The sequence below is a fragment of the Streptomyces sp. NPDC047971 genome, from assembly GCF_040653355.1.
Classification (GTDB): domain Bacteria; phylum Actinomycetota; class Actinomycetes; order Streptomycetales; family Streptomycetaceae; genus Streptomyces.
This window is the reverse complement of record NZ_JBEZNW010000007.1, coordinates 230300-254826: the sequence shown is the minus strand read 5'-3', so window position 1 is coordinate 254826 and position 24527 is coordinate 230300. Positions and strand designations below refer to the sequence as shown.

At 73.4% G+C, this 24527-nt stretch carries 13 protein-coding genes; 2 read left to right on the top strand and 11 right to left on the bottom strand.

Annotated elements, in window-relative coordinates; genetic code table 11:
• Nucleotides 1-137: 137 nt before the first annotated feature.
• The 7 genes from AB0D99_RS10270 to AB0D99_RS10240 all read right to left on the bottom strand — a co-directional run bounded on the left by AB0D99_RS10270 (nucleotide 138) and on the right by AB0D99_RS10240 (nucleotide 6951).
• The gene (locus AB0D99_RS10270) at nucleotides 138-1562 is read right to left on the bottom strand and encodes a cytochrome P450 (protein WP_362358602.1); all 1425 of its coding nucleotides are present in this window, start codon (nucleotides 1560-1562) and stop codon (nucleotides 138-140) included.
• The gene (locus tag AB0D99_RS10265; RefSeq protein ID WP_362358600.1) at nucleotides 1559-2179 is read right to left on the bottom strand and encodes an ATP/GTP-binding protein; all 621 of its coding nucleotides are present in this window, start codon (nucleotides 2177-2179) and stop codon (nucleotides 1559-1561) included. The genes AB0D99_RS10270 and AB0D99_RS10265 overlap by 4 nt, the downstream gene beginning before the upstream one ends.
• Complete coding sequence (locus AB0D99_RS10260) at nucleotides 2160-2516, bottom strand: DUF742 domain-containing protein (RefSeq protein ID WP_362358598.1); 357 nt, start codon at nucleotides 2514-2516, stop codon at nucleotides 2160-2162. Before AB0D99_RS10260 ends, AB0D99_RS10265 begins: the two co-directional genes overlap by 20 nt.
• Nucleotides 2513-2902 carry a roadblock/LC7 domain-containing protein gene (locus tag AB0D99_RS10255; protein WP_329112770.1) on the bottom strand — a complete coding sequence of 130 codons (390 nt, stop codon included), beginning with the start codon at nucleotides 2900-2902 and terminating at the stop codon, nucleotides 2513-2515. Before AB0D99_RS10255 ends, AB0D99_RS10260 begins: the two co-directional genes overlap by 4 nt.
• 20 nt (nucleotides 2903-2922) lie before the next feature.
• The gene (locus tag AB0D99_RS10250) at nucleotides 2923-4296 is read right to left on the bottom strand and encodes an ATP-binding protein (RefSeq protein ID WP_362358595.1); all 1374 of its coding nucleotides are present in this window, start codon (nucleotides 4294-4296) and stop codon (nucleotides 2923-2925) included.
• 588 nt (nucleotides 4297-4884) lie between these two features.
• Nucleotides 4885-5784, bottom strand: a complete 900-nt coding sequence (locus tag AB0D99_RS10245; protein ID WP_362358593.1) for a glycoside hydrolase family 16 protein — start codon at nucleotides 5782-5784, stop codon at nucleotides 4885-4887.
• A gap of 111 nt (nucleotides 5785-5895) precedes the next feature.
• Nucleotides 5896-6951: a substrate-binding domain-containing protein gene (locus AB0D99_RS10240; protein WP_362358591.1), complete on the bottom strand. Its 1056-nt coding sequence runs from the start codon at nucleotides 6949-6951 to the stop codon at nucleotides 5896-5898.
• 649 nt (nucleotides 6952-7600) lie between these two features.
• Between AB0D99_RS10240 and AB0D99_RS10235 the strand changes: the two genes are divergently transcribed.
• Nucleotides 7601-20308: an amino acid adenylation domain-containing protein gene (locus AB0D99_RS10235; protein ID WP_362358589.1), complete on the top strand. Its 12708-nt coding sequence runs from the start codon at nucleotides 7601-7603 to the stop codon at nucleotides 20306-20308.
• 198 nt (nucleotides 20309-20506) lie between these two features.
• Here the strand turns inward: AB0D99_RS10235 and AB0D99_RS10230 are convergent, their stop codons facing one another.
• Nucleotides 20507-21685, bottom strand: coding sequence for a low temperature requirement protein A (locus tag AB0D99_RS10230; RefSeq protein ID WP_362358587.1), 1179 nt, complete (start codon nucleotides 21683-21685; stop codon nucleotides 20507-20509).
• Between the two features lie 137 nt (nucleotides 21686-21822).
• Here AB0D99_RS10230 and AB0D99_RS10225 point away from each other — a divergent pair, with 137 nt between their 5' ends.
• Entirely contained in the window at nucleotides 21823-22218 is a 396-nt protein-coding gene (locus tag AB0D99_RS10225; protein ID WP_362358585.1) for a hypothetical protein, read from the top strand.
• A 139-nt stretch (nucleotides 22219-22357) separates the two neighbouring features.
• Here the strand turns inward: AB0D99_RS10225 and AB0D99_RS10220 are convergent, their stop codons facing one another.
• The 3 genes from AB0D99_RS10220 to AB0D99_RS10210 all read right to left on the bottom strand — a co-directional run bounded on the left by AB0D99_RS10220 (nucleotide 22358) and on the right by AB0D99_RS10210 (nucleotide 24475).
• Nucleotides 22358-23008 (bottom strand): HAD family acid phosphatase, encoded by a 651-nt coding sequence (locus tag AB0D99_RS10220; RefSeq protein WP_362358583.1) that lies wholly within the window; start codon nucleotides 23006-23008, stop codon nucleotides 22358-22360.
• A 197-nt stretch (nucleotides 23009-23205) separates the two neighbouring features.
• A complete protein-coding gene (locus AB0D99_RS10215) occupies nucleotides 23206-23754 on the bottom strand; it encodes a hypothetical protein (RefSeq protein WP_362358581.1) in 549 nt (182 codons plus the stop codon).
• Nucleotides 23755-23890: 136 nt separating this feature from the next.
• A complete protein-coding gene (locus AB0D99_RS10210) occupies nucleotides 23891-24475 on the bottom strand; it encodes a TetR family transcriptional regulator C-terminal domain-containing protein (protein WP_362358579.1) in 585 nt (194 codons plus the stop codon).
• Nucleotides 24476-24527 lie beyond the last annotated feature (52 nt).

The following is a 24527-nucleotide window of genomic DNA, read 5'->3' as shown; positions in this document are numbered from 1 at the left end:
CCTCCGGCCCCCCGGGGGTTCGGGGGCGGCGTGGGCGGGGGGGCGGCGGGGGGCCCCCCTACCCCGGCCGGGGGCCGCCCTCCCCGTGCGGTTCGGCAGCCCCTCGGCCGTGGGCCGTGCCCTGACGGCGACCGGACCTATCGCAGCCGGAGCAACCGCCTCAGCCGTGCCTGCCACGAGACCCGGGGCTCGGGGACCGGCATGTGGGGCGCCGCCGCGGGCATACCGACGGTCGGCGCGGGCGGCGCGGGCAACGGCGCCAGGAGATCGCGGGACTCCGGCACGCGGGAGGCGAACTTCACCGGCAGGGCCGTCAGGTGCCGGGCCCAGGTGGAGGAGCGCCAGGTGAGCTCCGACTCGGCGATCGCGAGGCCGATGTCCGGGAGCCGGGTGAGGAGGATGTCGATGCCGGTGTCGGCGATGACACGACCGATGTCCTGACCGGGGCACTCATGGGCGCCCGCGCTGAAGGACAGATGCGCGCGGTTGTGGTGCACGCGGGTCGAGGGGTCCTGGCGGACGGCCTGGTCGACGTTGCCGGCGGCGAGGCCCAGCAGCAGCATGTCCCCGGCCTTGATCTCCTGCCCGCCGAGCGAGGTGTCACCGGTGGCCCAGCGGCCCGGACACACCATCAAGGGCGGCTCGTCCCAGAGCACCTGCTCCACCGCTTCGGGCAGGGTCATCTGACCACCGGCCAGCGACCCGCGGAACCGGGGGTCGGTGACCGTCATCCGCAGCACGTTGGCCATGAGGTTGGCGGTCGTCTCGTAACCCGCGAGCAGGATGAGGCGCAGGTGGTGCTGCACCTCCTCGTCGCTGAGGCCGGCCGGGTGAGCCATCAGCACGGACGCGATGTCCTGCCCGGGCGCTTCGCGCTTGGCGGCGACGAGCTGCTTGAGGGTCTCCAGCACGTACGCGTTGCTGGCCAGCGACGTCTCGGTGGCCTTGAAGAGGTCCCGGGCGGCATGGACGAGCTGGGGCCCGTCCTCGTCCGGCATCCCGAGCAGGTGGGTCAGGACGAGCATCGGCAGCGGCTCGGTGAACTGACCGACCAGCTCGGTCTCGCCGCTCTCGCAGAACTCGTCGATGAGCTGGTGGGCGAAGCGGGTGATGTGACGGCGGATGCCCCGCTGGTCGAACTGGTTGAGGCTGGCCGTGACGGCGCCGCGCAGGCGCTGGTGCTCCACGCCGTCCGCGCAGACGCAGTCGGGACGCCAGCCGATCATCGGAACGAGCGGCGAGGTCTCCGGGTCGATCTCTCCGCTCTCCCAGCCGTGCCAGGTGCGGGGGTCGCGCGAGAACTGGGTGGAACGGGTGGCCACATCACGGTTCTCGAGGTAGCCCAGCACGAGCCAGGCGCGGACGTCCCCCTCCAGGAGGACGGGCGCCACGGGGCCGTGGGCGGCACGCAGCTTCTCGTACAGCCCCATCGGGTCGGTCTCGGCCGCGGCGCCGTGGAGCCGGGTCACTCCCTCGGCTCCCCCGGCGGCGTGGGCCGGGCAGCCCGGGGGCGGGACGAGCCCCTGCTCCGTGGTGGTGTGGTCGGCATGCGGGAAGGTCATACGGACTCCTGGGCGGCGGCGAGGGTGCACAGGTAGCCCATCAGCGAGAGGAGCGCGTCGCGGCAGGACGACCGGTCACGCGCGTCACAGGTGACGATGGGCACGGATTCGTTGAGGTCGAGAGCGGCCCGTAGTTCCGCCATCGGGTGCTGCGGGGCCTCGGGAAAGGTGTTGACGGCCACGACGAAGGGGACGCGGCGGTCCTCCAGACGGGTGATGATCTCGAAGCAGACTTCGATCCTGCGGGTGTCGACGAGGACGACGGCGCCGAGCGCGCCTTCGAAGATGCCGTTCCACAGGAACCAGAACCGCTCCTGTCCCGGCGTCCCGAAGAGGTAGAGGATCAGCTCCTCGTTGATGCTGATGCGGCCGAAGTCCATGGCGACGGTGGTGGTGCTCTTGCCCTCCGCGCCGGGGTTGTGGTCGATCCCGACGCCGGCCTGCGTCATGGTCTCCTCGGTGGTCAGCGGCGAGATCTCGCTCACCGCCCCGACCATGGTCGTCTTGCCGACCCCGAAGCCGCCGACGATGACGACCTTGACCCCCCGGGCACCGTGGGGCAGCAGCACGTCCGTGTCGCGAGGGCCGGTGGGTGCTTCAGAGATTACGTAGTCCATGGATCACCGCCTCCAGAAGGCCGAGTTCGGGTACCGCGGCGACCGGAACGGGAGCGATGGCCTCGACACGCCCGTCCTCGACGAGCTGGGAGAGCAGTGCCGTGAGGACGCTGAACGGCAGACTGAGATACGCGGATATCTCCGCCACCGACAGCGGGTACTGGCACATGCTGAGGATCGCCGCCTGCTCGGGTTGCATCGCGGGTTCGGGCGCGGACCTCGATGTGATGAGGGTGACCAGGTTGAAGGCCTTCGCCGAGGAACCGGGGCCACCGGAGATGACGTACAGCGGTACGGGACTGCCTTCATCCCATGCGTCCTGGTGCTCTGACGTCACATCGCCTGCCCGACGTCATCCCGAGGCGGACTGGTCATGTGCTGGCCGATCCGGACCACGAGCGTACGCATGCGGTCGCCCAGCAACCCCGCGTCCACCTCCTCGTCGGCCAGCACCGCGAGATAGGCCCCGGGCCCGGCCGCCATCAGGGAGAAGTAACCGCCGTCGACCTCGATGCCGACCATCCGCGTGGAGCCGTCTCCGTGGGGGAACTTCTGCGCGATGGCCTTCGCCAGGCTCTGCATGCCCGAGCAGGCGGCGGCGATGGCGTCAGCCGTGTCGGTCTCCGTGTTCGCTTGACCGATGCACAAACCGTCCGACGACAGCGCGACGACGTGGCGCACGTACGGGACGCTGGCCGCGAGCTCCTTGAGCATCCAGTCCATGTTTGGCAGTGGCGTCACGGTTACTCATCCTCATCTGATGGCTCGCTGGTGCGGGGGGAAGGTTCGGCACCCGGCCGCTTGTCTCCGCTGAACGCCTCCCACATCAGGCCGGGTTGCCGGGCGGCGCCGGCCGTCCTGGTGCGGGATGCGGCGGGAGCGGTGGAGGGCTGGGGGCTCGTGCGGACGACCGGTGTCGGGACGGGCGACTCCCGTCGCCGCTGCGGGAGGCCGTTGGCGGTCGTCCTGACCTCGACGGAATCCGCTGAGGCGTCGCGCGTCATCGTCGGCCTCGGCACGCTCGGTGCGCCCATCTGCTTCGGCGCGAACGGTTGGATCTTCTGGGCGGGCTGCCGGACCGTGGTGATCATGCTCCGCGGAACGAGCACCACGGCCCGTACTCCTCCGTAGGCGGAGGTACGCAGATCGACGTCGAGGCCGTTCTCGCGGGCCAGCCTGCTGACGACGGGCAGCCCGAGCTGCGTCGCCTCGCCGAGGTCGGCGAGATCGAGGCCGGACGCCGCCCGGTCCATGATGCGGTCGACGCGCTGCCTGACCTCTTCGGTGAGCCCGACTCCGCGGTCCTCGATCTCGATCGCGATGCCGGAGGGCACCTCGCTCGCGCTCACCTCGACCGGGGTGTGCGGCGGCGAGAAGGTCGTGGCGTTGTCGAGGAGTTCGGCCAGGACGTGGATCAGGGGCTCGGCGCCCTGCCCGATCACGGCCACCTCGGTCACCGACTGCAGTTTCACGCGGGGATAGTCCACGATGCGCGACATGGCCCCGCGCACCACGTCGTAGAGGGGGATCGCCTTCGACCACTGGCGTCCGGGCCGGGCGTCACCCAGTACCGCGACGCTCGCCGCGAGGCGGCCGATCAGGGCGTTGCGGTGGTCGATGGCCTGCAGGCCGTGGGAGACCACGAGATCCGTGCCGTGCAGGATCTGCATGTCGTGGAGGTCCTTGGCGAGCTGATGCACGATCGCCTGGACCCTTCGCGCGATGGCCACCAGTGCCCGCTGGGAGGAGTCCCGCGTGTGCTCCTCCGCCTCCACGGCTTCGAGGAGCGTCCGCAGGGCGTCCCGGAGGGCCTCGGCGAACTCGCTGTCGAGGTGTTCCCCGAACGAGACGGACTGCAGGATCTCCGAAGCGGGGTCGCCCTTCTGCATCCGGGCGACTGCCGCGGGGAGGAGCGACTCGGCGAGCCACACCGTGGTGGCCCGCTGATCGGCGAGGCGCCCGAGGAGCGCGGCCTCGCGTTGCGCGTAGTACTGCTGCACCTCGGCACCGGCCCGCGCGTGGCGGGCCTCCTCGGCCAGGCGCGCCCGGCGGGCCGTACCGGCCGAGACGATGGCCGTCAGAACGGCGGCGACGAGGCCGCACCAGGCAACCGGCATGCGTATCTGCGCGGGGACGAAGATCAGCGCTATGCCGCAGGCCCCGGTCAGAACACCGGGGGGGACTAGCCAAGCCGGGGCGCCTGCGCGTGGCAGGGCTCCGGGCATCGAACCTGTACGAACCATCGAGGGGTCCCTAAACAGTCTGGATGGAGTGGACTGGGGGTGGTGCGGCGCGCCGACCGGAGCGGTCGGGACTTCACGTGGTCCAGCAGAGGTGTTCTGATGGGCGCCGCCGACGTGTCGGTTCGAGATCGCATCGGTGACGCCTCCCTGCGCCCAGGCTCCGTCCTTGCGCGACACAGCGTTCGGTGACTCGCTGTGAGTGCAGCGCAACACGCAGGGGAGAATAGTCAGTTCGGGTACGCCATGTGACCTTGCTGGAACGAGAACCTCCGCACTGACCGACCTCGACCAGAACTGACCGATCAGTGCCGCCGCAGGCCCCGCAAACGCTTGGAATCGACCGCATCGAGCACCAATGGCCGAACGGTCAACACCCCACGTTCTGACGCCCTTTCAGGTGGCACTTTCTCCACGCATTGACGGCGGCGTGGGCCCACAGCGAGAGGCGTCGCGACTGCCGGGCTACTGCCAGACCCGGATGTAGTCCACGTACACGGTGGAGTTGAAGTCGAGCGGTGCGTTCTCGACCGCGCCGTCGGCGAACTGCAGGACCTCGTGGGAGAGGATCGGGAACTCCCTGACCAGGCTGATGAGCTTCGGGTCGGTGATGGTGCGCACGACCGTGCCGTCGTACGTGAACCGGATCTGTGTGGCCGTCCAGCTCATGCCGACGGTGTGATACCAGACGCTGTGCAGGCCGGGGGCGCTCACGGTGGTGGAGGACTGCTTGTGCTCGGCGGCGTAGCCGTCGTAGTGGACGGTGACGGGGTAGGTGTCGGCCTGGTCAGCGGTCTCCACGATGTCGTACTCGGCCCCGTCGGCCGCGGTACCCGGAGTCGAGCCGTGCCCGCCGGACGCCTGCAGCCATACCGCGGCGAGGTGCCCATGGGTCGCCTGCGGGGTGTGGAAGCGGACTTCGAGGGTTCCGTGGGTGTAGTCGAACCTGTTCTGCGAGTCCACGCGCCCGCCGGCGTACTGGTTGTCGGCGAGCTTGGTGAGGTCGATGGCGAGGTTTCCGCCGTTGTCGGTGATGACCCGGACATTGCCGGGCTTGTACCACCAGCGGATCCCGTCCGTGCGCGTGGACTCGGTGCGTTCCTGGTCGCGGGCGGTCCACTTGGACGTGTCCAGGGCGGGTCCGAGAAACTCGTCGCTGAACACCAGCGCCCGCGCCGACTCCGTCGCGCCGAGTGGCCGTGCCGCGACGGGTGTCGCCGGGTCGACCAAGGAGGGGGACGCGTCCGCCTGGGCGGGCCCGGCGCCGAGCGCGGCGCTCAGACACAGCGCCGTCACCGCGGCCAGGGGCATCCTGTGGCGGCGGCCCGAGAGGGGATTCACGGCCGTGATGTCGTGGGGCTTCATGCTTCTCCTGACGTCAGCGGAACCTTCGTCTCCGCCTCAACGTGCGGGGCCGGTGACGGCCGGTCAATGACCGCCCGGCCGATCGCTCGACACCGAACACACCGGATCGCCTCACAGCGCCGTCGAGGCGCGGACCACCAGACGAGGAAGGAGCAGGCTCTCCTGCACGACGTGCCGGTGCCCGTCACGCAGTCGTCGGAGCAACCGCGTCGCGGCCAGTCGGCCGACGGCATGCCGGGCCGGGGCGACCGCCGTCAGAGGGATCTCGGCCAGGGAGGCCAGATCGTCGTCGTACGCGACGACCGCGATGTCGCCCGGGACGGACATGCCTCGGGCCCGGATCCGCTGGGCCAGCAAGGCCGCCTGCTCGTCGGGATGGGCGACCACGGCGGCCGTGCCCGTCGCGACGAGGTCCTCGATGAAGGCGTCGACAGCGGCCAGGTCGCCGGCGCCGAGGTCGTCCGTCCGGGGCGCCCCCGGCAGCAGCCCGAACATCTCCCGGGAGACGTCGAGACCCCGGCCGATCCAGACGGCGGTGGGGGTGGCGGAGGTCAGCAGCCCGACCTTGCGGTGCCCCAGCTCCACCAGATGGCGCACCGCCCGCACGGTGCCGCGCGCGTGGTCCGAGGCGACGCGGTCCAGATGGTCGAGCCCGGCCGCCGGCTCCGGTCGCCGCTCGACGATCACGACGGGTACCGGCAGTTCACGGATCCACGCGGACTCCTCCGCGGACAGCAGCACATGGGGGCGCGGCGTGAGGAGCAGCCCGTCCACCCCCGCGTTCAGCATGTCCGTCACCTGCGGGCGCTCGTCGCCGTAGGCGGAGACGCCGAGCGTGAGCCGGGCCCCGACGGCCTGCGCGACGTTCTCGACGCCCGCGATGACGTCCCGGTAGTACGCCGATCGTCTGGGCACGACCATGCCCAGCGACGGAGTGGGGCCGCGTGCCGGGACCCTCGGTCCGCCGTCGCGGCGGGCGGGCGCGCTGCGGGGCAGGATGGCTCCCCCGTGGACACGGGTGACGACACCGTGCCTGACCAGGACGGCGATGTCCCTGCGAACAGTCATCACGGAGACACCGAGTTCTCCGGCGATCCGGGTCACGTTGACGGAACCCTTCAGGCGAACCTGCCACAGGATCGCTTCCTGACGCAGCGAAAGACTCACAGGACCCCCAGGCGTCTCGACGATCCGGTCGATCGAGCACTGTATGTGCGAACGTGCGGAATGACGAGGCATCGTGTGGGGATCGGTCCGGACCAGGCTGCGACTGCCGCGCCGTTGCTCAGGAAATCTTCCGGTCTGTCCCCGACCTGCCCGCGATGAACCGCGCCACCGATGTTCGATGTTGTGCCTCGATCGACAGATCGCCGACCGGCCGCCAGGTACCGGACTCGATCCACCGGCACGGCCCTTTGACCTCAGGCGCCCGGAGTCCCTTGTTACCGAAGGGGAACCTCAGATCTTGCGCAAAGAACATGGGGATGTGTTGCCCGTGCCGGTTTCGATTGCGAGGGTGATGGACCGAACCACCGAGCGGTTCCGCTCCCCTCACGGGGCCGCTCCCCCGGCCGCCTCCTCCCCGGCGGACGGGCCCGGGACCAGGACCGCGGGGCGCATCCGCCCCGCGGTCCTGGCGCGTTCGGCCCCGGTCCGGCGCCTCCCACCGGCGGCGAACGGACCGGAGCGCTCACCCCCGCCGCGCCGCGCATCGACCATCGGTCATCATTACCGGCAGAACAGACCGGACCGGGGGCGGTCGCTCTCGCACGTACCGTGGGACGGCCCGCCGCCGACCAGAACCACGGGGGCGTCGATGCGGGTGAACAGCGAGACGGTGCTGCTGGACGTGCTGACCGCCGCGGCAGAAGCCGCGCCGGACCAGGGCATCGTCCACGTACGCGGCGACGGCGGCGAACGCGTCGTCACCCATCGCGCGCTGCTCGGCGACGCGCGGCGCGTCGCCGGAGGGTTCCTGGACGCGGGTCTCGCTCCGGGAAGCCACGTGGTGCTGCCGGCGGACCGGAGCGAGGAGTTCCTGCCGCTCTTCTGGGGTGCCGTCGCCGCCGGACTCGTACCCGTGCCGCTCGCCCCGGACGTCCGGCGGGTGCGGCCCGTCTGGGAGTTCCTCGGCCGGCCTCCGGTGGCCCTCGGCCCGTCCACCGCGCCGCTGCTCGGCGCCCTGCCCGACTCCGTACGTCCCCTGACGCTCGACGCGTTGCGGGACCGTCCCACGCCGAGGCGGCTGCCGAGTCGATCGCCTGACGACGTGGCGTTCCTGCAGTTCTCCTCGGGCAGCACGGGGGCGCCCAAGGGGGTCGAACTGACGCATGCGGCCGTGCTGGCCAATCTGGCGCAGATCCGCGCCGCCGCCGGAATCCGCTCCGAGGACGTCCTGGCCACCTGGATGCCGTACTTCCACGACATGGGGCTCATCGGCACCCACCTCGTCCCGCTGTCGGCGGGGATCAAGCAGGTCCGGCTCGAACCCCTGACGTTCGCCAAGCGGCCCGCGCGATGGCTGGAGGCGGCGGCCCGGCACCGGGCGACGCTGCTCTCCGCCGCCAACTTCGCCCTGAACCTCGTCGAACGGCGCGTGCCGGACGACACCCTCGCCGGTCTCGACCTGACCTGCGTACGGATGATCCTGGTGGGCGCGGAGCCGATCTCCCCCACCGTGTGGCGGGCCTTCGTCCGGCGGATGCGACCCACGGGGCTCGCGGCGAGCGCGCCGCAGCCGGTGTACGGACTCGCCGAGGCCACGCTCGCCGTGACCTTCCCGCCACCCGGCGAGGTGGCTCGACCGCTCGCCCTGGACCGGGCGGAGCTCAGCCGTGGGCTGGCCGTGGACACCACGCCCGGACACCCGGACGCGGTCGAGTTGATGGACGTCGGCAGCCCGGTGCACGGCTGCGCCGTCCGGATCACCGACGACGGGGGCGAGCCCGTCGAGGACCGTCGGGTCGGCCATGTCGAGGTGCGGGGCCCACAGGTGGCCCGCGGCTATCACCGGGCCCCGGAGGCGACGGCGGACGCGTTCGTCGACGGGTGGCTGCGCACCGGCGACATGGGATTCCTGCGCGAGGAGCGGCTCTGCGTGACCGGTCGGTCCAAGGACGTCGTCTTCGTCGACGGACGGACCTTCCACGCGGCGGATCTCGAAGAGATGGCGGCGGACGCGTCCGGTCTCGGGCGGTGCCCGGTCGCCGTCGTGGGCTCCACCGATCCGTCGGGCGGCGGCGAGCGGGTGGTCGTCTTCCTCGCGCCCGCGCCACCCCTCGCCGCCGTGACCGACGCGTCGCTGCGCGAGGTCGCGGCGCGGGTCCGCGAGGCTCTGGGGCACGACGACGTACGGGTGCTGGCGGTGCCCCTGCGCGCCTTCCCGCGCACGACCAGCGGAAAGGTCCGCCGGGGGTTGCTTCGGGAGCGCTTCGAGGGCGGCGAGTACCCGCAGATCGCGGGGCGGGGCTCCGTGGGTGTGTTCGGGGGCGGATCGCTGCCAGGGGCAGGGGACATGGCCGGGGCCGGTCCCGGCTCCGACAGCGGCTCCGGCAACGGCAGCGACTCCGGCAGCGGCACCGGTCCCGGCACCAGCTCCGCGAACTTCGTCGGTTCCACCGTCCCCGAGGGAGCGGACCGACCCTCCCCTGTGGGGGAAGCCGATGGCGCCGACGCGACAGGGGCCACCGTCGGTGCCTCCCACGGGCGGCCGGACGACACGCCTTCCTCGGTCGAGCCCCGGTCGCGACGGGACGTCGAACGTGTCGTGCTCGGCGTCTGGGCACGGACGCTCGGGCTGCCCGTGGCGGAGATCGCGCCGCACGACGACTTCCGCGCGCTCGGGGGTTCGTCGCTCAAGGCCATGGAGGTACTGGCCGCTCTGGAGGACGCGTTCGGCGTACCGCTGCGCCCGTCCGACATGCGTGACCACGCCACGGTCTCCGCGCTCGCCGGGCTCATACTCGGCCAGGACACCCAGACGGGCTCGCACGCGCGCCGCCCTCGGACGGACGAGACCCCCTCCGGGACTCCCCGGCCCGAGCCCGTGTCCGACGCCGCGCCCGTGATCGCCGTGTCCGGCCTCGCCTGTCGCTTCCCCGGGGCCGAGACCCCGGAGGCGTTCTGGGACCGGCTCGTCGAGGGCTACGACGCCGTCACGGGTGTGCCGGACGGACGGTGGGCGCAGTCGTCGGACGCTCACTCCCGCTGGGGCGCGTTCCTCGAAGAGCCGGCCGGGTTCGACGCCGGCTTCTTCGGCATCGGCCAGGACGAGGCCCTGGCGACCGATCCCCAGGCGCGCATCCTGCTGGAACTGGCGCACGAGGCGCTGGAGCGGGCCGGGTACGCGGGCCCGCGCCGGCACGGCCGCCGGGTGGGCGTGTTCGTCGCCGCCGGTGACAGCGGCTATCGGAAGGTGCTCGAACAGACCTGCCACGAAGGCGATCTGCCCGCCGCCGCGCTGACGGGGAACCTCCCCAACATGCTCGCCGCCCGCGTCGCGCACTGCCTGGATCTGACCGGTCCCGCGCTCGCGGTCGACACCGCGTGCTCCTCCGCGCTGGTCGCGCTGCACCTCGCGCGCCGCAGCCTCCAGGCAGGTGAGTGCGACATCGCGGTCGTCGGCGGCGTGCACCTCGATCTGACGCCGACCGGGTACGCCCTGCTGGAGAAGGCGCAGGCGCTCTCCCCGACCGGCCGCTGTCACGCGTTCGGGTCGGCAGCCGACGGCTTCGTCCCGGGCGAGGGCGGCGCGGCGCTCGTCCTGACCCGTCTCGACGAGGCGGAGCGGGCCGGCGATCCGGTGCTCGCGGTCCTCCGCGCGACCGCCGTCAACAACGACGGACACTCGCTGAGCCTGATGGCACCCAACCCCCTGACACAGCGCGACGTCATCACGCGGACGTACCGCGACGCCGGCATCGACCCCGAGACCGTGTCATATGTGGAGGCGCACGGCACCGGTACACCGATCGGCGACCCGGTCGAGCTGCGCTCGCTCGCGCACGCCTTTCCGCCGCGTGCCGACGGAGGGCTCCGCCTGCTCGGCTCGGTCAAGACCAACGTCGGCCACCTGCTCAACGCCGCCGGGATGCCGAGCCTCGTGAAGGTCGTCCTCGCGCTCGGGCGGCGGCGGTTGCCCCCGTCCCCGCTCCGGACGGCGCCCGCGATCGACCTGGCCGCCTCCGGTTTCGCGCTGGTCGACGACGTACGGGACTGGGAGGCTCCCGGCCCACTGGTCGCGGGGGTCAACGCGTTCGGCTTCGGCGGCACCAACGCCCACGCCGTACTGGAGGAGGCGCCCGCCCGGTCCGAGAGGACCCGGACTCCCTCGGACGGTCCGCGGCTGCTGACCCTGTCGGCGCACGGGACCGCCGCACTTCGGGCGGCCGCCGCCCGACTCGCGGACCATCTGCGGGACAACCCCGGTCTCGACGAGGGCGACGTCTGCGCCGCCGTCGCCTCGGCCCGCGACGAGGGACCCGACCGTCTCGCCCTCGTCGCGGAGGGCGATCTCGCGGCGCGGCTCGACGCCGTACGCGACGACGCGGCACGCGACCCGATGGCGCCGTTCGGCGCCGCCGTTCGGTCCCGTGCGCGTCTCGTCCTCCTCCTGCCCGGGCAGGGCGCCCGCCCGCACGGTCAGGCCCGCGCCCTCTACGCGGACGCGCCCGTGTTCCGCGAAACGCTCGACGAGGCGTCCGATCACGCCGGCATGATCGGCGGGCGCAGTCTCGCCGGCTGGTGCCTGGACCCCGGCGCGTCGCACGACGCGCCGGCCGGAACCGACATCGCCCAGCCGCTCCTCGTCGCCTACGGGGTCGCGCTCGCCCGCCAGATACGGGCGTGGGGGATCACGCCGGACGCGGTCGCCGGGCACAGTGTCGGCGAGATCGCCGCCGCGTGCGTCGCCGGAACGCTCTCCCTCGGCGACGCCGTGCGGTTCGCCGTCGAACGCGGCCGGTTGATGGCGGAGGTCTGCGCCCCCGGCGCCATGGCGGCGGTGCGCTGCGACGAGGAGACGGTCACCGCCCTGGTGGCCGACGCCCGGGGCGCACTGAGCGTGGCCGCGGTGAACGGTCCGGACCAGGTCGTCCTGGCCGGCACGGAGGCCGCCGTCGACCGGGCGGTCGCCGAGCTGTCCGCGCGAGGGATCGCGACGCGCCGGCTCGGGGTGTCCCGGGCGTTCCACTCGCCCCTGATGGACCCGGCTCTCGACCCGCTCGCGGAGGCCGCCGGAGCCCTCGCCCTCCGCCCGTCCGTGACCCCGCTGATCAGTACGGTCACCGCGGCGTGGCAACCGGTCCTGGACCCCGCGTATCTGCGGAACCACGCCCGGCGGCCGGTCCGCTTCGGCGCGGCCGTGCACCGGCTGCTCGACGACGGATACGACACCTTCCTGGAGCTCGGCGCCGGAACCCTGTGCGGGAACGTCCACGCCCTGGCTGCGGCGCACCCGCGCGGAGCGGGGACGCTCGCGCTCCCGGCCGGGGACCGCGACGGCGCGCGGGGGCTCCTCGACACCGTGGGCCGGCTCTGGCAGCGGGGCGTACCGCTGGACCGTACGGCCATGGACGCCGGACGGGCCCGGATCTCCGTACCCACGTATCCCTTCCAGCGGCGCCGCCACTGGCCCGTCACCGCTTCGCGGCCGCGTCCGATGCTGCACCGGTTCGTCTGGGACGACGCCCCGCTGACCGTCGGCTCGGGACCGTCCGCCGTCCTGCTGGCCGGCCCTGACTCGACGTTCGCCCGCGCGTTCGCGGACCGGCTCGCGGCGAGGGGCGTCACCGTCCTGCGGGCCGGGGACCCGCCGCCCGCCGGAACGGCGGCCCCGGCAGCGGCCGTGCTGCTCGCGGGTGAGGCGGTGGAGCCGGACTCCGCCACCGTGCTCGACGCGGCCCACCGTGCCATGGTGGCCGAGCTCCAGGGCATGCTTCCGCAGCTCGCGGACCATCGCCCACGCGTGCTCGTCGTCACCGAGGACGTCCATGTCACCGGCGCGGCCGCGGAACGTCCGCGCCCGGCGCAGGCGGTGCTGACCGGACTGACCCTGGCGCTGTCCGAGGAATTCCCCGGTGTCGCGGCGCACAGCGTCGACCTGTCCTCCTTGGACGACCTCGACACGCGCCTCGGCGCGCTCGACCTCGAACTCACCGCGCGTCCCGCGCCGCGCGGCGACGACCTCGTCCGGACAGCCGTCGCCTGGCGGGCCGGGCGACGGCTCGGCCGGACCTCCGAACCGGTCACGACCGCGGCCGAGGCGACGCTGCCGGCCGACGGCGTGTATCTGATCACCGGGGGCGCCGGAGGGGTCGGCGGCGCGCTGGCCCGTGATCTCGCTGGTCGGGGCCGGCCGACCCTGGTGCTCACGGGTCGCTCGACCGTTGCGCCGGACGGGCTGCTCCGCGAACTCCGGGCGCTCGGCGCCACCGTGGAGTACCGCGCCGCCGATGTCTCCCGCGAGGCCGATGTCGACGCGCTGCTCGCCGGTCTGCCCCGCCTCGACGTGCTCGTGCATGCGGCCGGGGTGGTCCGCCCGGGCACTCTGCGGGCGAAGACGCCCGAGGAGGTGGCCGAGGTCCTGGCCGCCAAGACGCGCGGCACGGCGCTGCTCGCACGCGGACTGCGCACGCACGACCTGCGCCCGGCCCTGTGCGTGGCCTTCTCCTCGGTCGCGTCGGTGCTGCCGGGACTGGCGGGGGCCATCGGCGACTACGCCGCCGCCAACGCCTACCTCGACGCCTTCGCCGCGGCCGAGCGCGCGGCCGGCCGGCCGTGGCTGGCGGTCAACTTCGCGGCCTTCGCCGATACGGGACTCCTCGCCGACACGGGCGGCCTCGGCGCCGGGGCGGGAGGCTGCGCCGGTACGGGCCGTGGCACGGGTACGGAACGCGGCGTCGGTGCGGGCCACTTCTCCGGTACGGGACGCGGCGTCGGTGCCGGCCAGGCGGCCGCCATGCGCCGGCCCGCCGAGGCCGGTCGCCCCGCCGACACGTCGCGCGCGCCCGCTCGCGGCGCCGGACGCGGGCCCGCGCCGCTGGCCACCGGCGTGGCGCTGGAGGCGCTGCGCCGCGCCTGTGGCCTCGACGCCGCGCAGGTGATGGTCGCCGACCTGGAGCCGACCGCCACCGCGGCTCGTCCCCCTGCCGATGTGGTCGTGCCCGCGTCCGCGAACGTCAGGCCCCCGTCCCGGGTGTCCGAGGCGAGCCCGGTACGCGTCGACGACACGACCGGTCCGTCGGACGACGACATCGGTCTGTCGGAGGTCCTGCGGCAGCTCGTCTCCGAGGCTCTGCGGGTGTCCCCCGCCGAGCTCGGGGACGACGTGCCGCTGCTCGGCCTGGGCCTGGACTCGCTGACGGCCGTCGATCTCGTCAAGCGGTTGGAGAAGGAGCTCGACCGCTCCCTTCCCATCACGCTCTTCTTCGAGCACCGCACCCTGGGCGAACTCGCCCGCCGGCTCCACTCCCGGGAACCCGAGGTCTCCGGGGCGGCGCCGGCCGCCGCGGTGGCCGACGACTCCCTCCCCTTCTCCCTGACGCCGGTCCAGCTCGCCTTCCACACCCAGGGCGGGCTGTACCCGGACGTCGCCGCCTACGGGTACGTGACGCAGGACGTGCGCGGCCCCCTCGACCCCGATCTCCTCGGCACCGCGCTCGGCCTGCTCGCCGACCGTCACCCGATGCTCCGTGTCCGGGTCCACCCCGGGCAGCCGACGCCCACGCAGGCGGTCGTTCCCCCCGGCGGGGCACGGATACCCGACTGGTTCGAGGTCTGCGACCTGCCCGGCGTCCGCTCCGTCGAGGAGGAGCTGGGGCGGCTCGAAGAGACCTTGCGCAACCGCCCGTTCGACCTCGCCGCCGAGGCTCCCGTGCGCGCCGTGCTCGCCCGTACCGGCGCGCCGGGCTCCGCCCGTCTCGTCATCGTGGTGCATCACGCCGTCGCCGACGGCTTCAGCCTGAACATCCTCGGCGAGGAACTCTGGTCCCTCTACACGGCCCTCTCCGAGGGGCGCTCCCCTGAACTCCCCGCGCTTCAGACCCACTTCGCCGCGTACGCCGCGTACGAGCGGGCGGAGCGTTCGGAGGCCGCCCTCGCCGAGGACGGGGCGTACTGGCGTGACGTCCTGACCCGCGGGAGCGAACCGCTCGCTCTGCCGTACGACGGCGACCCGCTCGCCCACCCCGAACCCCCGCTTCTCGCCCACCAGGTGGCGCCCGGCCCCGGCCTGTCGGCCGCGCTGCGGGAGGTGGCCGCCGCGCACGACGTGTCCTTGTTCCACCTGCTGCTCGCGGCGTACGCACGCTGCCTGTCGCGTTGGAGCGGCGGCAGGGAGGACGTGTCCGTCAACGTCGCTCGGGCCCGCCGCGAGGCGAGGCTGCCCGGCATCGACCGGCTCGTGGGACCCCTGGCCGACGTCCTCCCCGCCACTGTGCGCGTCGGCCCGGACGATGCGGCGCACACGCTCGCCGTACGGCTGCGCGACGCGTGGCCGGAGGCCGAGCGGCACGGCCGCCTCACGAGCCTGGATCTCGCGCGGCTCCTGCCGGCGGACGGATCGGGACCGCGTACGGCGGCGCCCGCGTCGTTCAGCTTCGCCCGGTTCCCGGTCTCCCTCGACCCCGACTGCCCGGTGACGGTCCGTCCGACCTCCGCCGGAACGGCCTCCGCCGCCACCCGGCTGGGCCTGCTGTGCTGGGAGTCGGACGGGGAGCTGTCGTTCTCGTGGAACTTCCCGGCCCGCCTCTTCGACCGGGCCACGATCGCCCGGCTCGCCGACGAGCACCTGGCCGAGCTCGTCGAGGCCGCGAAGCCGTCGCGGTCCGCACTGCTCGGCGAGGCGGCCGAGGCCGTGGCACCCGTCGCCGCCGCGCGGATCCCTGTCGGCTCCCAAGAGCCGTCCGGCGCGCGCCCCGACATCGTCGCCCGGCTCCGCGCGCAGTTCCGCGCGACGCCGGACGCGGTGGCCGTCGACACCGGCGACGGCGGCGTCCTCACCTATGCCGATGTGGACCGGGCGTCGGCTTCGCTCGCCTCCCGGCTGCGTGCCCACGGAGTCGCCCCGGGTGACCTGGTGGGGCTGCTGACCGAACCCGGCGGGGACACCGTGGCGGGTGTGGTCGGAATCCTGCGGGCCGGCGCGGGCTGGGTGCCGCTGGACGCGTCCCATCCTCCCGTCCGTCTGGCCGACCAGCTGGAGCGTTCCCGTACCCGCGTCCTCGTGTGCCATGCGGCCACCCACGCCTCGGCGACCCGTCTCGCCGAGGCCGCCGGCATCACGCTCGTCCCGGCCGACGAGCCGTCGTCCGAGCCCGCCGGAGAGCGGTCCGACGCGGAGGTCCCGGCCCCCGGCGCCGACTCCCTCGCGTACGTGATCTTCACCTCGGGCTCCACCGGGCGCCCCAAGGCGGTGCCGATCACCCGTCGTTCGATGACCAACTATCTCGACTGGGCGCTGGCCACGTTCGGCTACCGCGAGGGCGACCGGCTCGCCCAGACCGCGTCCCTGTGCTTCGACGCGTCGGTACGTCAGCTCCTCGCACCCCTGCTCGTCGGGGCCACCGTCGTCACCCTCCCCCGCCGGCTGCTCCGGGACCCCGAAGCGCTGCTCGACCGGGTCGAGCAGGCCCGGATATCGGTGTGGAGCTCGGTCCCGAGCCTGTGGTCCCGGCTCCTCGAAGCGGCCGAGACCCGCGTACGGGGCGGAGCGCGGGCGGCGGACCTGTCGGCGCTGCGCTGGATCCACGTCGGCGGGGAGGCGCTGCCGCCCGCCCATGTGCGCCGCTGGTACGACCTGTTCGGACCCGGGCACCGGATCGCCAACCTCTACGGTCCCACCGAGTCCACCATCAACGCCACGTTCCACATCATCGACAGCCGCCCCCGCGACGACGTGCGGACGCTGCCCATCGGCACGCCCCTCACCGGCACGGAGGTCGACGTGGTGACGGCGGACGGGCGGCGCTGCGCACCGGGCGAGCCGGGCGAGCTGCTCATCGCCGGTGTGGGGCTCACACCCGGCTATCTCCACGCACCCGAGCTGACCGCCGCCGCGTTCGTCGAGCGGGACGGGCGCCGCTGGTATCGCAGCGGAGACCGGGTGCGGCGCGACGCTGAAGGCGTCCTGGAGTTCCTCGGGCGGCTCGACGACCAGGTGAAGATCCGAGGGCACCGGGTGGAGCCCGGCGAGATCGAGTCGGTGCTGCTGGCGCATCCGGCGGTCGCGCGCGCCGCCGTGGTGCACGGTGACGGGCGGCTGAGCGCCTTCGTCGAGCGCCGTCCGGGCGTCGTGGCCGCGGACTCCACGGCTCTGCGCACACATCTGGCACGAACGCTTCCCGAGTACATGCTCCCGGCCCGGATCCACCTGCTCGACGAACTCCCCCTGACCGGGACCGGAAAGATCGACCGCGCCGCGCTCACCGCACCCGTACCGGCGCCCGGCCCGGAGGCGTCCCAGGAACCGACGGGCGCCCCGGCGCCGGGGACTCCCCCGGCGACGCCGACCGAGGTCCTCCTCGCAGGTGTCTGGTCCGAGCTCCTCGACGGCGAGGAGATCCGGCGCGAGGACGACTTCTTCGCCCTGGGCGGCGACTCGCTGCTCGTCCTCCAGGTGTTCGCGCGGCTGCGGGAGAAGATCCCGGTGCTGCCGAGGCCCACGGTCGTGTACGACCACCGCACGCTGGCCGCCCTCGCGGCGGCGATCGACGGCGCCGCCGAGGCCGGCCCTGCCGCCGACCGCCCCGCCGCCGACCGCCCCGCCGACGCCTCGGCCGATGCGCGGGGCCGATCCGGTGGCGACGAGGTCCAGCTCCACGGTCCCTCGCCGTTCCCTCTCGCCCCCTCCCAGCGCGGTTTCCTCCTCGCCGAGGCCATGGCCCCCGGCTCCCACACGGCCTGGCTCGCCTGTCTGCGGGTCGACGGACCCCTGCGGCCCGAGGTGTTCCAGCGGGCGGTCGACGCCTGCGTCGCACGCCACCCGATGCTGCGCACCGTGTTCCCGGCGGGCGCGCGCCCGCCCGTGCAGCAGGAGCTTCCGCCCACCCTGCGGCTGCCGGTCGACTTCGAGACCCTCGCCGCGCCCGAACTCCTCGCGTCACGGATCTCCGAGGAGCGGGAGCGCCGCTTCGAGCCCTGGGCATGGCCTCTGCTGCGGCTGCGGCTCCTCACGCTCGGGCCCGACGAACATGCCCTCGTCGTCCACGCCCATCACCTGATCGGCGACGGCTACAGCGTGGCGCTGCTCGGCCGCGAGCTGCTCTCCGTCTACGACCGCGCCGTACGGGGCGAGTCCGCCGAACTCCCGCCGCTGCGCACCACCTTCCGTGACCACGTGGCCCTTCAGGAACGCGTGGCGTCCTCCGGTGGAACCATCGGGGCCCGACTCGGCGCGCCCTATCGGCGCCCGGTCCTCGGCGGGCCCACGACCGACAAGGACCCCACGGCACCCCCGTACCGTTCCACCGGGTTCACCCTGAGCGAGGGTCAGGTCGGCGCCCTGCGTCGGATGGCCACCGCGGCGGGTACGACGCTCTTCGCCCCGGTCCTCACCGCGTACTACCGGACGCTGGCCGTCACCACCGGGCAGGAGGATCTGGTCCTCGGGCTCGCGGTGTCGGGCCGCGACGACGGCGCCCGGCCCGACGCCCACCTGGTGTTCGGCCCGTTCGCCGCCGCCGTACCGGTGCGGCCGTGTGCGCCGACCGTCGGCGGGCGGCCGGGCCGCACCTTCGCCGAGGACCTGCGCGCCGTGGTGGACGCGGCGGGGGCGGCGCGTGCGCAGCGGGTCCACGCGTCCCCGAGGGACGGCGGGCTGCCGCCGGCCGCCCAGTTCTTCTTCACCTTCCTGGACTTCTCGGCCCTCGGACCGCTGAGCGGCGAAACCCTGAGCCTGAGGTGGGACGACGGCGACGCCGTCCTCGCGCCACCTCCGGTGGGGACGGACACGTTCCTGGCGGCGCGTCCGATCGCCGAGGGAGGGCTGCGGGTGACGCTGCGCGCGTCCACCGCCGCGTTCCCGACCGAGTCGGCCTTCGCCCGGTTCACCCGCGCGCTGCGGAGCGCGCTGACCGCGGCGGCGGACGAGACACCGGCCGTGGCGGTGGACGAGGCGTGGGTCGTGGGGCCGGACGAGGCACGGGCCGTGGCGGCGGACGAGGTATCGGCCGCGGCGCCGCGTTCCGGAGCCTGGACAACCGGGCGTGGAGCGGTTCCGGAGCCCTCGCCCCCGACGACGCGCTCCGGAGCCACGGCGACCGGACGACGAGCGGAGGCGGAGCCCTCGCCCCCGACGACGCGCTCCGGAGCCACGGCGACCGGACGACGAGCGGAGGCGGAGCCCTCGCCCGCCGTCGGCCTCCTGGACTCCGCGCTCGTGGGCTACCTGCCGCCGCCCGGTCAGCTCGCGGCGGCCGCCGGCCTCGCGGGAGCCGCGAACGGGACGGTGTCGCGTGAAGATCTCCGCCGTCTGCTCTTCCCCGAAGGGCGTCCGCGGCTCGTGGAGGAGATCGACACGCCGCTGGGCCTGTCCGGGTTCGTCTGCCTCCCTTTGTTCGCCGACGAGTTGGCGTCGACGTCCGACCTGGCGCACCGTACGGCCCGAGCCGTCGCCCACGCGGCGTCGCTGGGCGCCCGCTGCGTCTCGCTCGCGGGCATGATCCCGTCCCTCACCGCGTACGGCTTCGGCGTGCTGCGCGAGCCGGACACCGGAACACCGACCGGGACGGCCCTCACCACGGGCCACGCGGCGACGGCGGTGTCCGTGGTCAAGACCGTTCACGCCGCGCTGGCCCGGACCGACCGCGAACTCGGCGACCTCGTCGTCGCCGTGGCCGGTTTGGGCTCCATCGGCAGCTCGTCCCTCGACCTGCTCCTCGCCCTCGCGGCCGAGCCGCCCGCCCGGCTGCTCCTGTGCGATGTCGCGGGCAGCGTGCCGCGACTGCGGAGCCTGGCGGACGACCTGATCGCTCGGGGCCTCGCACGGAACGTGGAGGTCCACGAGTCCGGTGCGACGCTACCGACGGCCGTGTACGAGGCCGATCTGCTGATCACCGCGGTGAGCGGGGGCGGTGCGGTGCTGGACGTGTCGAGGCTGCGGGCCGGTGCGATCGTCGTGGACGACTCCTTCCCGCATTGTTTCGACACCGCGGCGGCCCTGGCCCGGATGCGGGAGCGGCGAGACGTCCTGGTCGTCGGCGGGGGTCTGCTGTCCGTGGGGTCCGTGGAGCGCCGGACGGCCCCGTGGCTGCCGCCGGCCGCGGCGGCGGGATACGCGGCGCGGGCCTGGCTTCCGAACACGGTCGCATCGTGCCGTCTGGAGTCCCTGCTCCATGCGGCGCGACCGGAACTCCCTCTGGTCCACGGCCTAGTGGACTCCCGGCTCGCGCTGGCGTACTGGCGCGGCATGGAGGAGGCCGGCGTCGAAGCGGGGCCGCTGCACCTCCTCGGTCACGCGGTCGCCGCCGAGGAGGGCGGCCTCGACGGCTTCCCCGCTCGGCGTACGGACTCCCGACGGGTCCGCTGACCGGACGACTGTCCGAGGGGGAGGCCACTGCCGAACGTCTCGGCGGGGCACCGGCCCGCGCCGGTGCCCCACCCGCGTCTCGCGGGCAGGGAGCCGCCGTGGGTCGGCGGATGTCACGCGGGGCGGTCGGGGCGCCTCGCTTCGGGCGGGGCTCACGCGAGACCTTCGCCATCGGTGGCGCCGCGCGGCGGGCACGCGTCACGCGAAGCGCTTCTCGTAGAGCCAGTTCCAGCGCGCCACCAGGACGAGCGCCCACACCAGGGTCGCGGGCGCCCAGTGTCCGGCGACGACGGCGAGGAGCAGCGGCGCGGCGACCATGGGCAGCCCGACCGCGACGATCCAGCGGGTGCCCTTCCCCGACAGCGCGCCGGCCAGTGTGCCGACGGCCAGGAAGACGGCGATGGCGCCGCACATCAGCCAGCGCATCCCGTGCGGCAGGCGGCCCTCCGCGTGCTCCACCGCGGCGCCGAGCGCGGCGGCCAGCGACGCCAGGGCTCCCGTCGCCACGCAGTGCAGCGGCAGCGAGAACCGGGGGGCCAGGACGCCGAAGCCCAGGAGCGGCACCCCGCTCGACCGGCGCACGGCGAGCGCCCACAGCGCGAGGAGCAGGACGAAGGAGGCGACGGCCAGGCTGCACAGCTCCGTGTTCCACTCGGCCTCCGAGGCCGCGTCCACCCCCTGCGCGATGCCCTCGCCGAGCACGATCAGAGTGAACAGGCCGAGGCGCTCGTCGAGATGGCGTGGATCGAAGCGGGCGGCCCTGGGGGCGGCGCCTGCCTGCCCGTGGCGCCGGTCCCGTTCCTCCCACTCTCCCCGCAGCCGCGCCATCACCTGGTTCCTCGACCGGGCGAACGTGAGGCAGAGGTCGAGGGCGAGCCCGGCCGCCCACAGCCAGTAGCGGAGTGGCTCGTCGGCCCAGACCGAGACGATCCACGGCACGACACCGGCCGAGAGCTGAGCCATCGGCCAGTCCGCGGGGACCTCGCCGCGTCCCTGCCACACCTGTGACGCGAGGAACCGGACGAGGACGTAGGCCAGGGCGAAGGCGTCCGCGTGGTCCGAGCGGACTTCCGGTACGGCGGCGGCCATCACCGCCAGCCCGAACATGCCGATGAGCACGGAGCGGGTGTGGACCTTGTCGGCCGCGACGTTCCCGTACGTCGTGAAGCACATCCACGCGGTCCAGAAGGCCAGGTAGAGCACGCTGTACAGGGCGAGGTCGGTGTGGCCCGGGGCGCCGTGCAGCAGGTGCGCCAGCTGGGCGACGCCGGCGACGGCGATCAGGTCGAAGAACAGCTCCAGCCAGGAGGCGTGCCGTTCGGACTCTCCGGAGGTGTCCGGGGGCGGGGCGGACTCGTCGGCAGGCTGAGCGGTCATGACGGTGAGTATCGGACAAAACGCCCGGGCACCCCGGGTGGTGGGCGGCTCGCCGCGCCGTCGTGGCCTAATGGCGGGAGCGGGCCGCAGCGGGGCGTACGGTCGCGGCCCGACCGACCTGGAGCGATGAAGGATCGATGACGCTGAACGAGGGCCGCCGGGTACGGCTGGCGACGGAACTGCGGCTGACCGGCACGGTGAGGCGAGCCGACGACCCCCCGGAGGGCGACGACACCGCCGCCGGTTCCCTTTCCCTCGGGGCGGGCACCGAGGGCACCGTCGAGCGGGTCGTGTCCCATGTGAGGCAGCAGGGCCATGAGGTCCGCGAATACCTGAGGCTGTCGTCGCTCCTTGAGGACTACGGTCACCAGATGCCTCCGGGAAGCAAGGCGCAACTGGAGGAGCAGATCGCCTCACTGGTCCCGGCGTGGCATGCGTACGAGCGGGAGAAGGACCGGGTGACGGTCCGGGTGCGCCTCGACAACGGCTTCGTCCTCGACGACGTGCCGGAGGATCTGTTCACCACCCTCTGAGCAGCGCGCGCACTCACTGCCCGATCTGTCGCCCAGCCGCCGAGCGGGCCGGGCTGCTGGGGCGGACGGTGATCCCGGCATGCGGGCGCGCCCCGGACCTGGTGCCCGGGTGAGGGGCGGTCCGGGGCGTGCCGGTGGGTCAGGAGAGCTTGCCGTCGTAGTCCGGCAGCTTGAACGTCCGCTCGGCGTGGCCGCCGACGAAGTCGGTGGGCCGGTTGCCGATGTTCGCGATGATCGTGTAGCCGCGGGCCTCGATCTCGGCGCGCTTGGCCGTCTTGTAGGTGCTGACCTCCTCGAAGAGGTCGGGCAGGCTGCGCACGTACAGCCCGGAGACGGGGTAGCCCTCGGCCTTCAGGTTGTACTGGGTGAGGGCGTGGATGATGCCGGGGCGCGCGGTGACGAAGAAGACGGCCACGCCCCGCGAGTGGGCGTAGCGGGCGAGGTCGCGGACGTCCTGCACGGCCGGGGTGGGCAGGTGCAGGAAGAAGTGGAAATCCGTCTCCAGCGAGGTGTTGTCGATGTCGAGGACGATCGCCTGCTTCTCGTCGCCGGCGTTGGCGGTGCGCTGCTCGATGTACGGCCGGGCCGTGTCGACGACCGCCTTGACGTCGCGGCGCCACGTGCCGTAGTCGACGCCGGCGAGGTCGGCCACTCCGACGGTGGATGCGGCGTTCGCGACGGCCGGGGCCTGCGCGGGTGCGGCGGTGGCGGTGGCCGGGGACGCCGCCAGGATGCCGATGGCCGCGGCGGCCGACAGGGCCGTTCTGACGCGGAGAGTATGGCGATGCATGTGGGGGATCTCCTGTGGACGAAGGCACGCCTGGTGGGACGCGCCTGGACGAACACGACGGTTTGGCATGTTCGCGACTAGGTTCGGGCCTGCGCGACGCCATGTCTACCGGTCGGTAGGAAATTCCTCGTTCACACGCGGTTAACGCCCGACTCACCACTCTTGACGGAATGTCAGAGAATTGCGCACCCTCGACGTCAGGCGCGTTCGCCGCCCGGGCGCGGCTCCGGCGCCGCGCCCGGCCGGAACGTCGTGACGATCGGCCAGATCGCCGAGTAGACGAGGATCTTGGTCAGCGGGTTCAGCCAGACGAGCATCGGCGCCCCCTCGCTCACGCCCCCGACCAGCGCGATCAGGCCGGCCGTCAGGACGACGCCGATCGCGTACGCCAGGAGGAAGCGCAGCCAGGAGAGCCAGGCCGCGACGATCGCCCGCCGCCCGTACGGCGTCGGCGCCGCGGGTTCGGGCACGCCTCCGTAGCGGCGCGCGAACTTCCGGTCCGCCCAACGCAGCGTGCTGTGGCCGTATACGACCGTGATCCCCAGGTACGCGGCCGACAGGCCGTGCCAGACGCTCGGCTCGGCGCCGTCGCGCACACTGACGACTGTGGCCGCGAGCAGCACGACGTCCACCAGCGGCACGCACACGAGAAGCGCCCCGCCCAATCTCCGTCGGCCGGCGATGTAGCGCGTCGCCAGTCCGCCCACCAACAGCACCCAGAACAGGACGTCACAAGCGACGATCACAGCAAAGATGGCCTACCCCCACGGCATCCCCGTCACGGCGCCCGCGATGGCCTGGTCAGGGCCGCGGGCGTGGACACGTGTTCCCATTATGGGCGGCGCGGGGCGACTTCGGCGGCGGCGCGCCGCTTCCGGCCCCTCACGCACCCCCCTCATGCTCGGCGGGCGTCAGCGCGTCGAGCGCGCGATCGAGCGCGGCGAGCAGCGACTCACGCTCCTCGGGGGCGTACAGCATCCGCAGGGCGAGGCCGTCGGAGAGTGCGATGACCGCGTCGGCGGTCGGCACGGGCTCGGGGCAGGCGGCGGTCTCCAGCCATGCCGCGAGCGCCTGCCGGATGTCCTGGTCGACCTGCCTGCGGATGCCGGCCAGGCGGGGGTGGTGCGCCGCGTGGACGCCGAAGGCGAGCTGCACCACGGCCTCGGCGCGGCGCTCCTCGTCGAGCGGGAGCGTGGTGAGGATCAGCTCGCGCAGCGCCTGCCGCAGGGGCAGACCCGAGTCCACCCGGGCCATGCGCTCCTCGACCCGCTCACCGGCCAGTTCGGCGGCGAGGACGAGCAGGTCCTCCTTGGTGCGGAAGTACTTCTGCACGGCACCGGCGGACCGCCCACCGGCGGCGGCCACGGTGCGCACGCTGACCTGGTCCAGGCCCTGTTCGGCGGCGAGCCGGAGCAGGGCCGCGCCGATCTGCCGGCGCTGCTCCTGGCGGTCGACGATCTTGGGCATGGGGCATGCTCCTTCTTTGAGATACAGTCGTATCCTAAACGAAGGGGGAGAA

Excerpts from the sequence above, each read along its gene's own strand:
- AB0D99_RS10270 (WP_362358602.1), bottom strand. The coding sequence starts at position 1,562 with ATGACCTTCCCGCATGCCGACCACACCACCACGGAGCAGGGGCTCGTC.
- AB0D99_RS10265 (WP_362358600.1), bottom strand. The coding sequence starts at position 2,179 with ATGGACTACGTAATCTCTGAAGCACCCACCGGCCCTCGCGACACGGAC.
- AB0D99_RS10255 (WP_329112770.1), bottom strand. The coding sequence starts at position 2,902 with ATGGACTGGATGCTCAAGGAGCTCGCGGCCAGCGTCCCGTACGTGCGC.
- AB0D99_RS10250 (WP_362358595.1), bottom strand. The coding sequence starts at position 4,296 with ATGCCGGTTGCCTGGTGCGGCCTCGTCGCCGCCGTTCTGACGGCCATC.
- AB0D99_RS10245 (WP_362358593.1), bottom strand. The coding sequence starts at position 5,784 with ATGAAGCCCCACGACATCACGGCCGTGAATCCCCTCTCGGGCCGCCGC.
- AB0D99_RS10235 (WP_362358589.1), top strand. The coding sequence starts at position 7,601 with ATGCGGGTGAACAGCGAGACGGTGCTGCTGGACGTGCTGACCGCCGCG.
- AB0D99_RS10230 (WP_362358587.1), bottom strand. The coding sequence starts at position 21,685 with ATGACCGCTCAGCCTGCCGACGAGTCCGCCCCGCCCCCGGACACCTCC.
- AB0D99_RS10225 (WP_362358585.1), top strand. The coding sequence starts at position 21,823 with ATGACGCTGAACGAGGGCCGCCGGGTACGGCTGGCGACGGAACTGCGG.
- AB0D99_RS10220 (WP_362358583.1), bottom strand. The coding sequence starts at position 23,008 with ATGCATCGCCATACTCTCCGCGTCAGAACGGCCCTGTCGGCCGCCGCG.
- AB0D99_RS10210 (WP_362358579.1), bottom strand. The coding sequence starts at position 24,475 with ATGCCCAAGATCGTCGACCGCCAGGAGCAGCGCCGGCAGATCGGCGCG.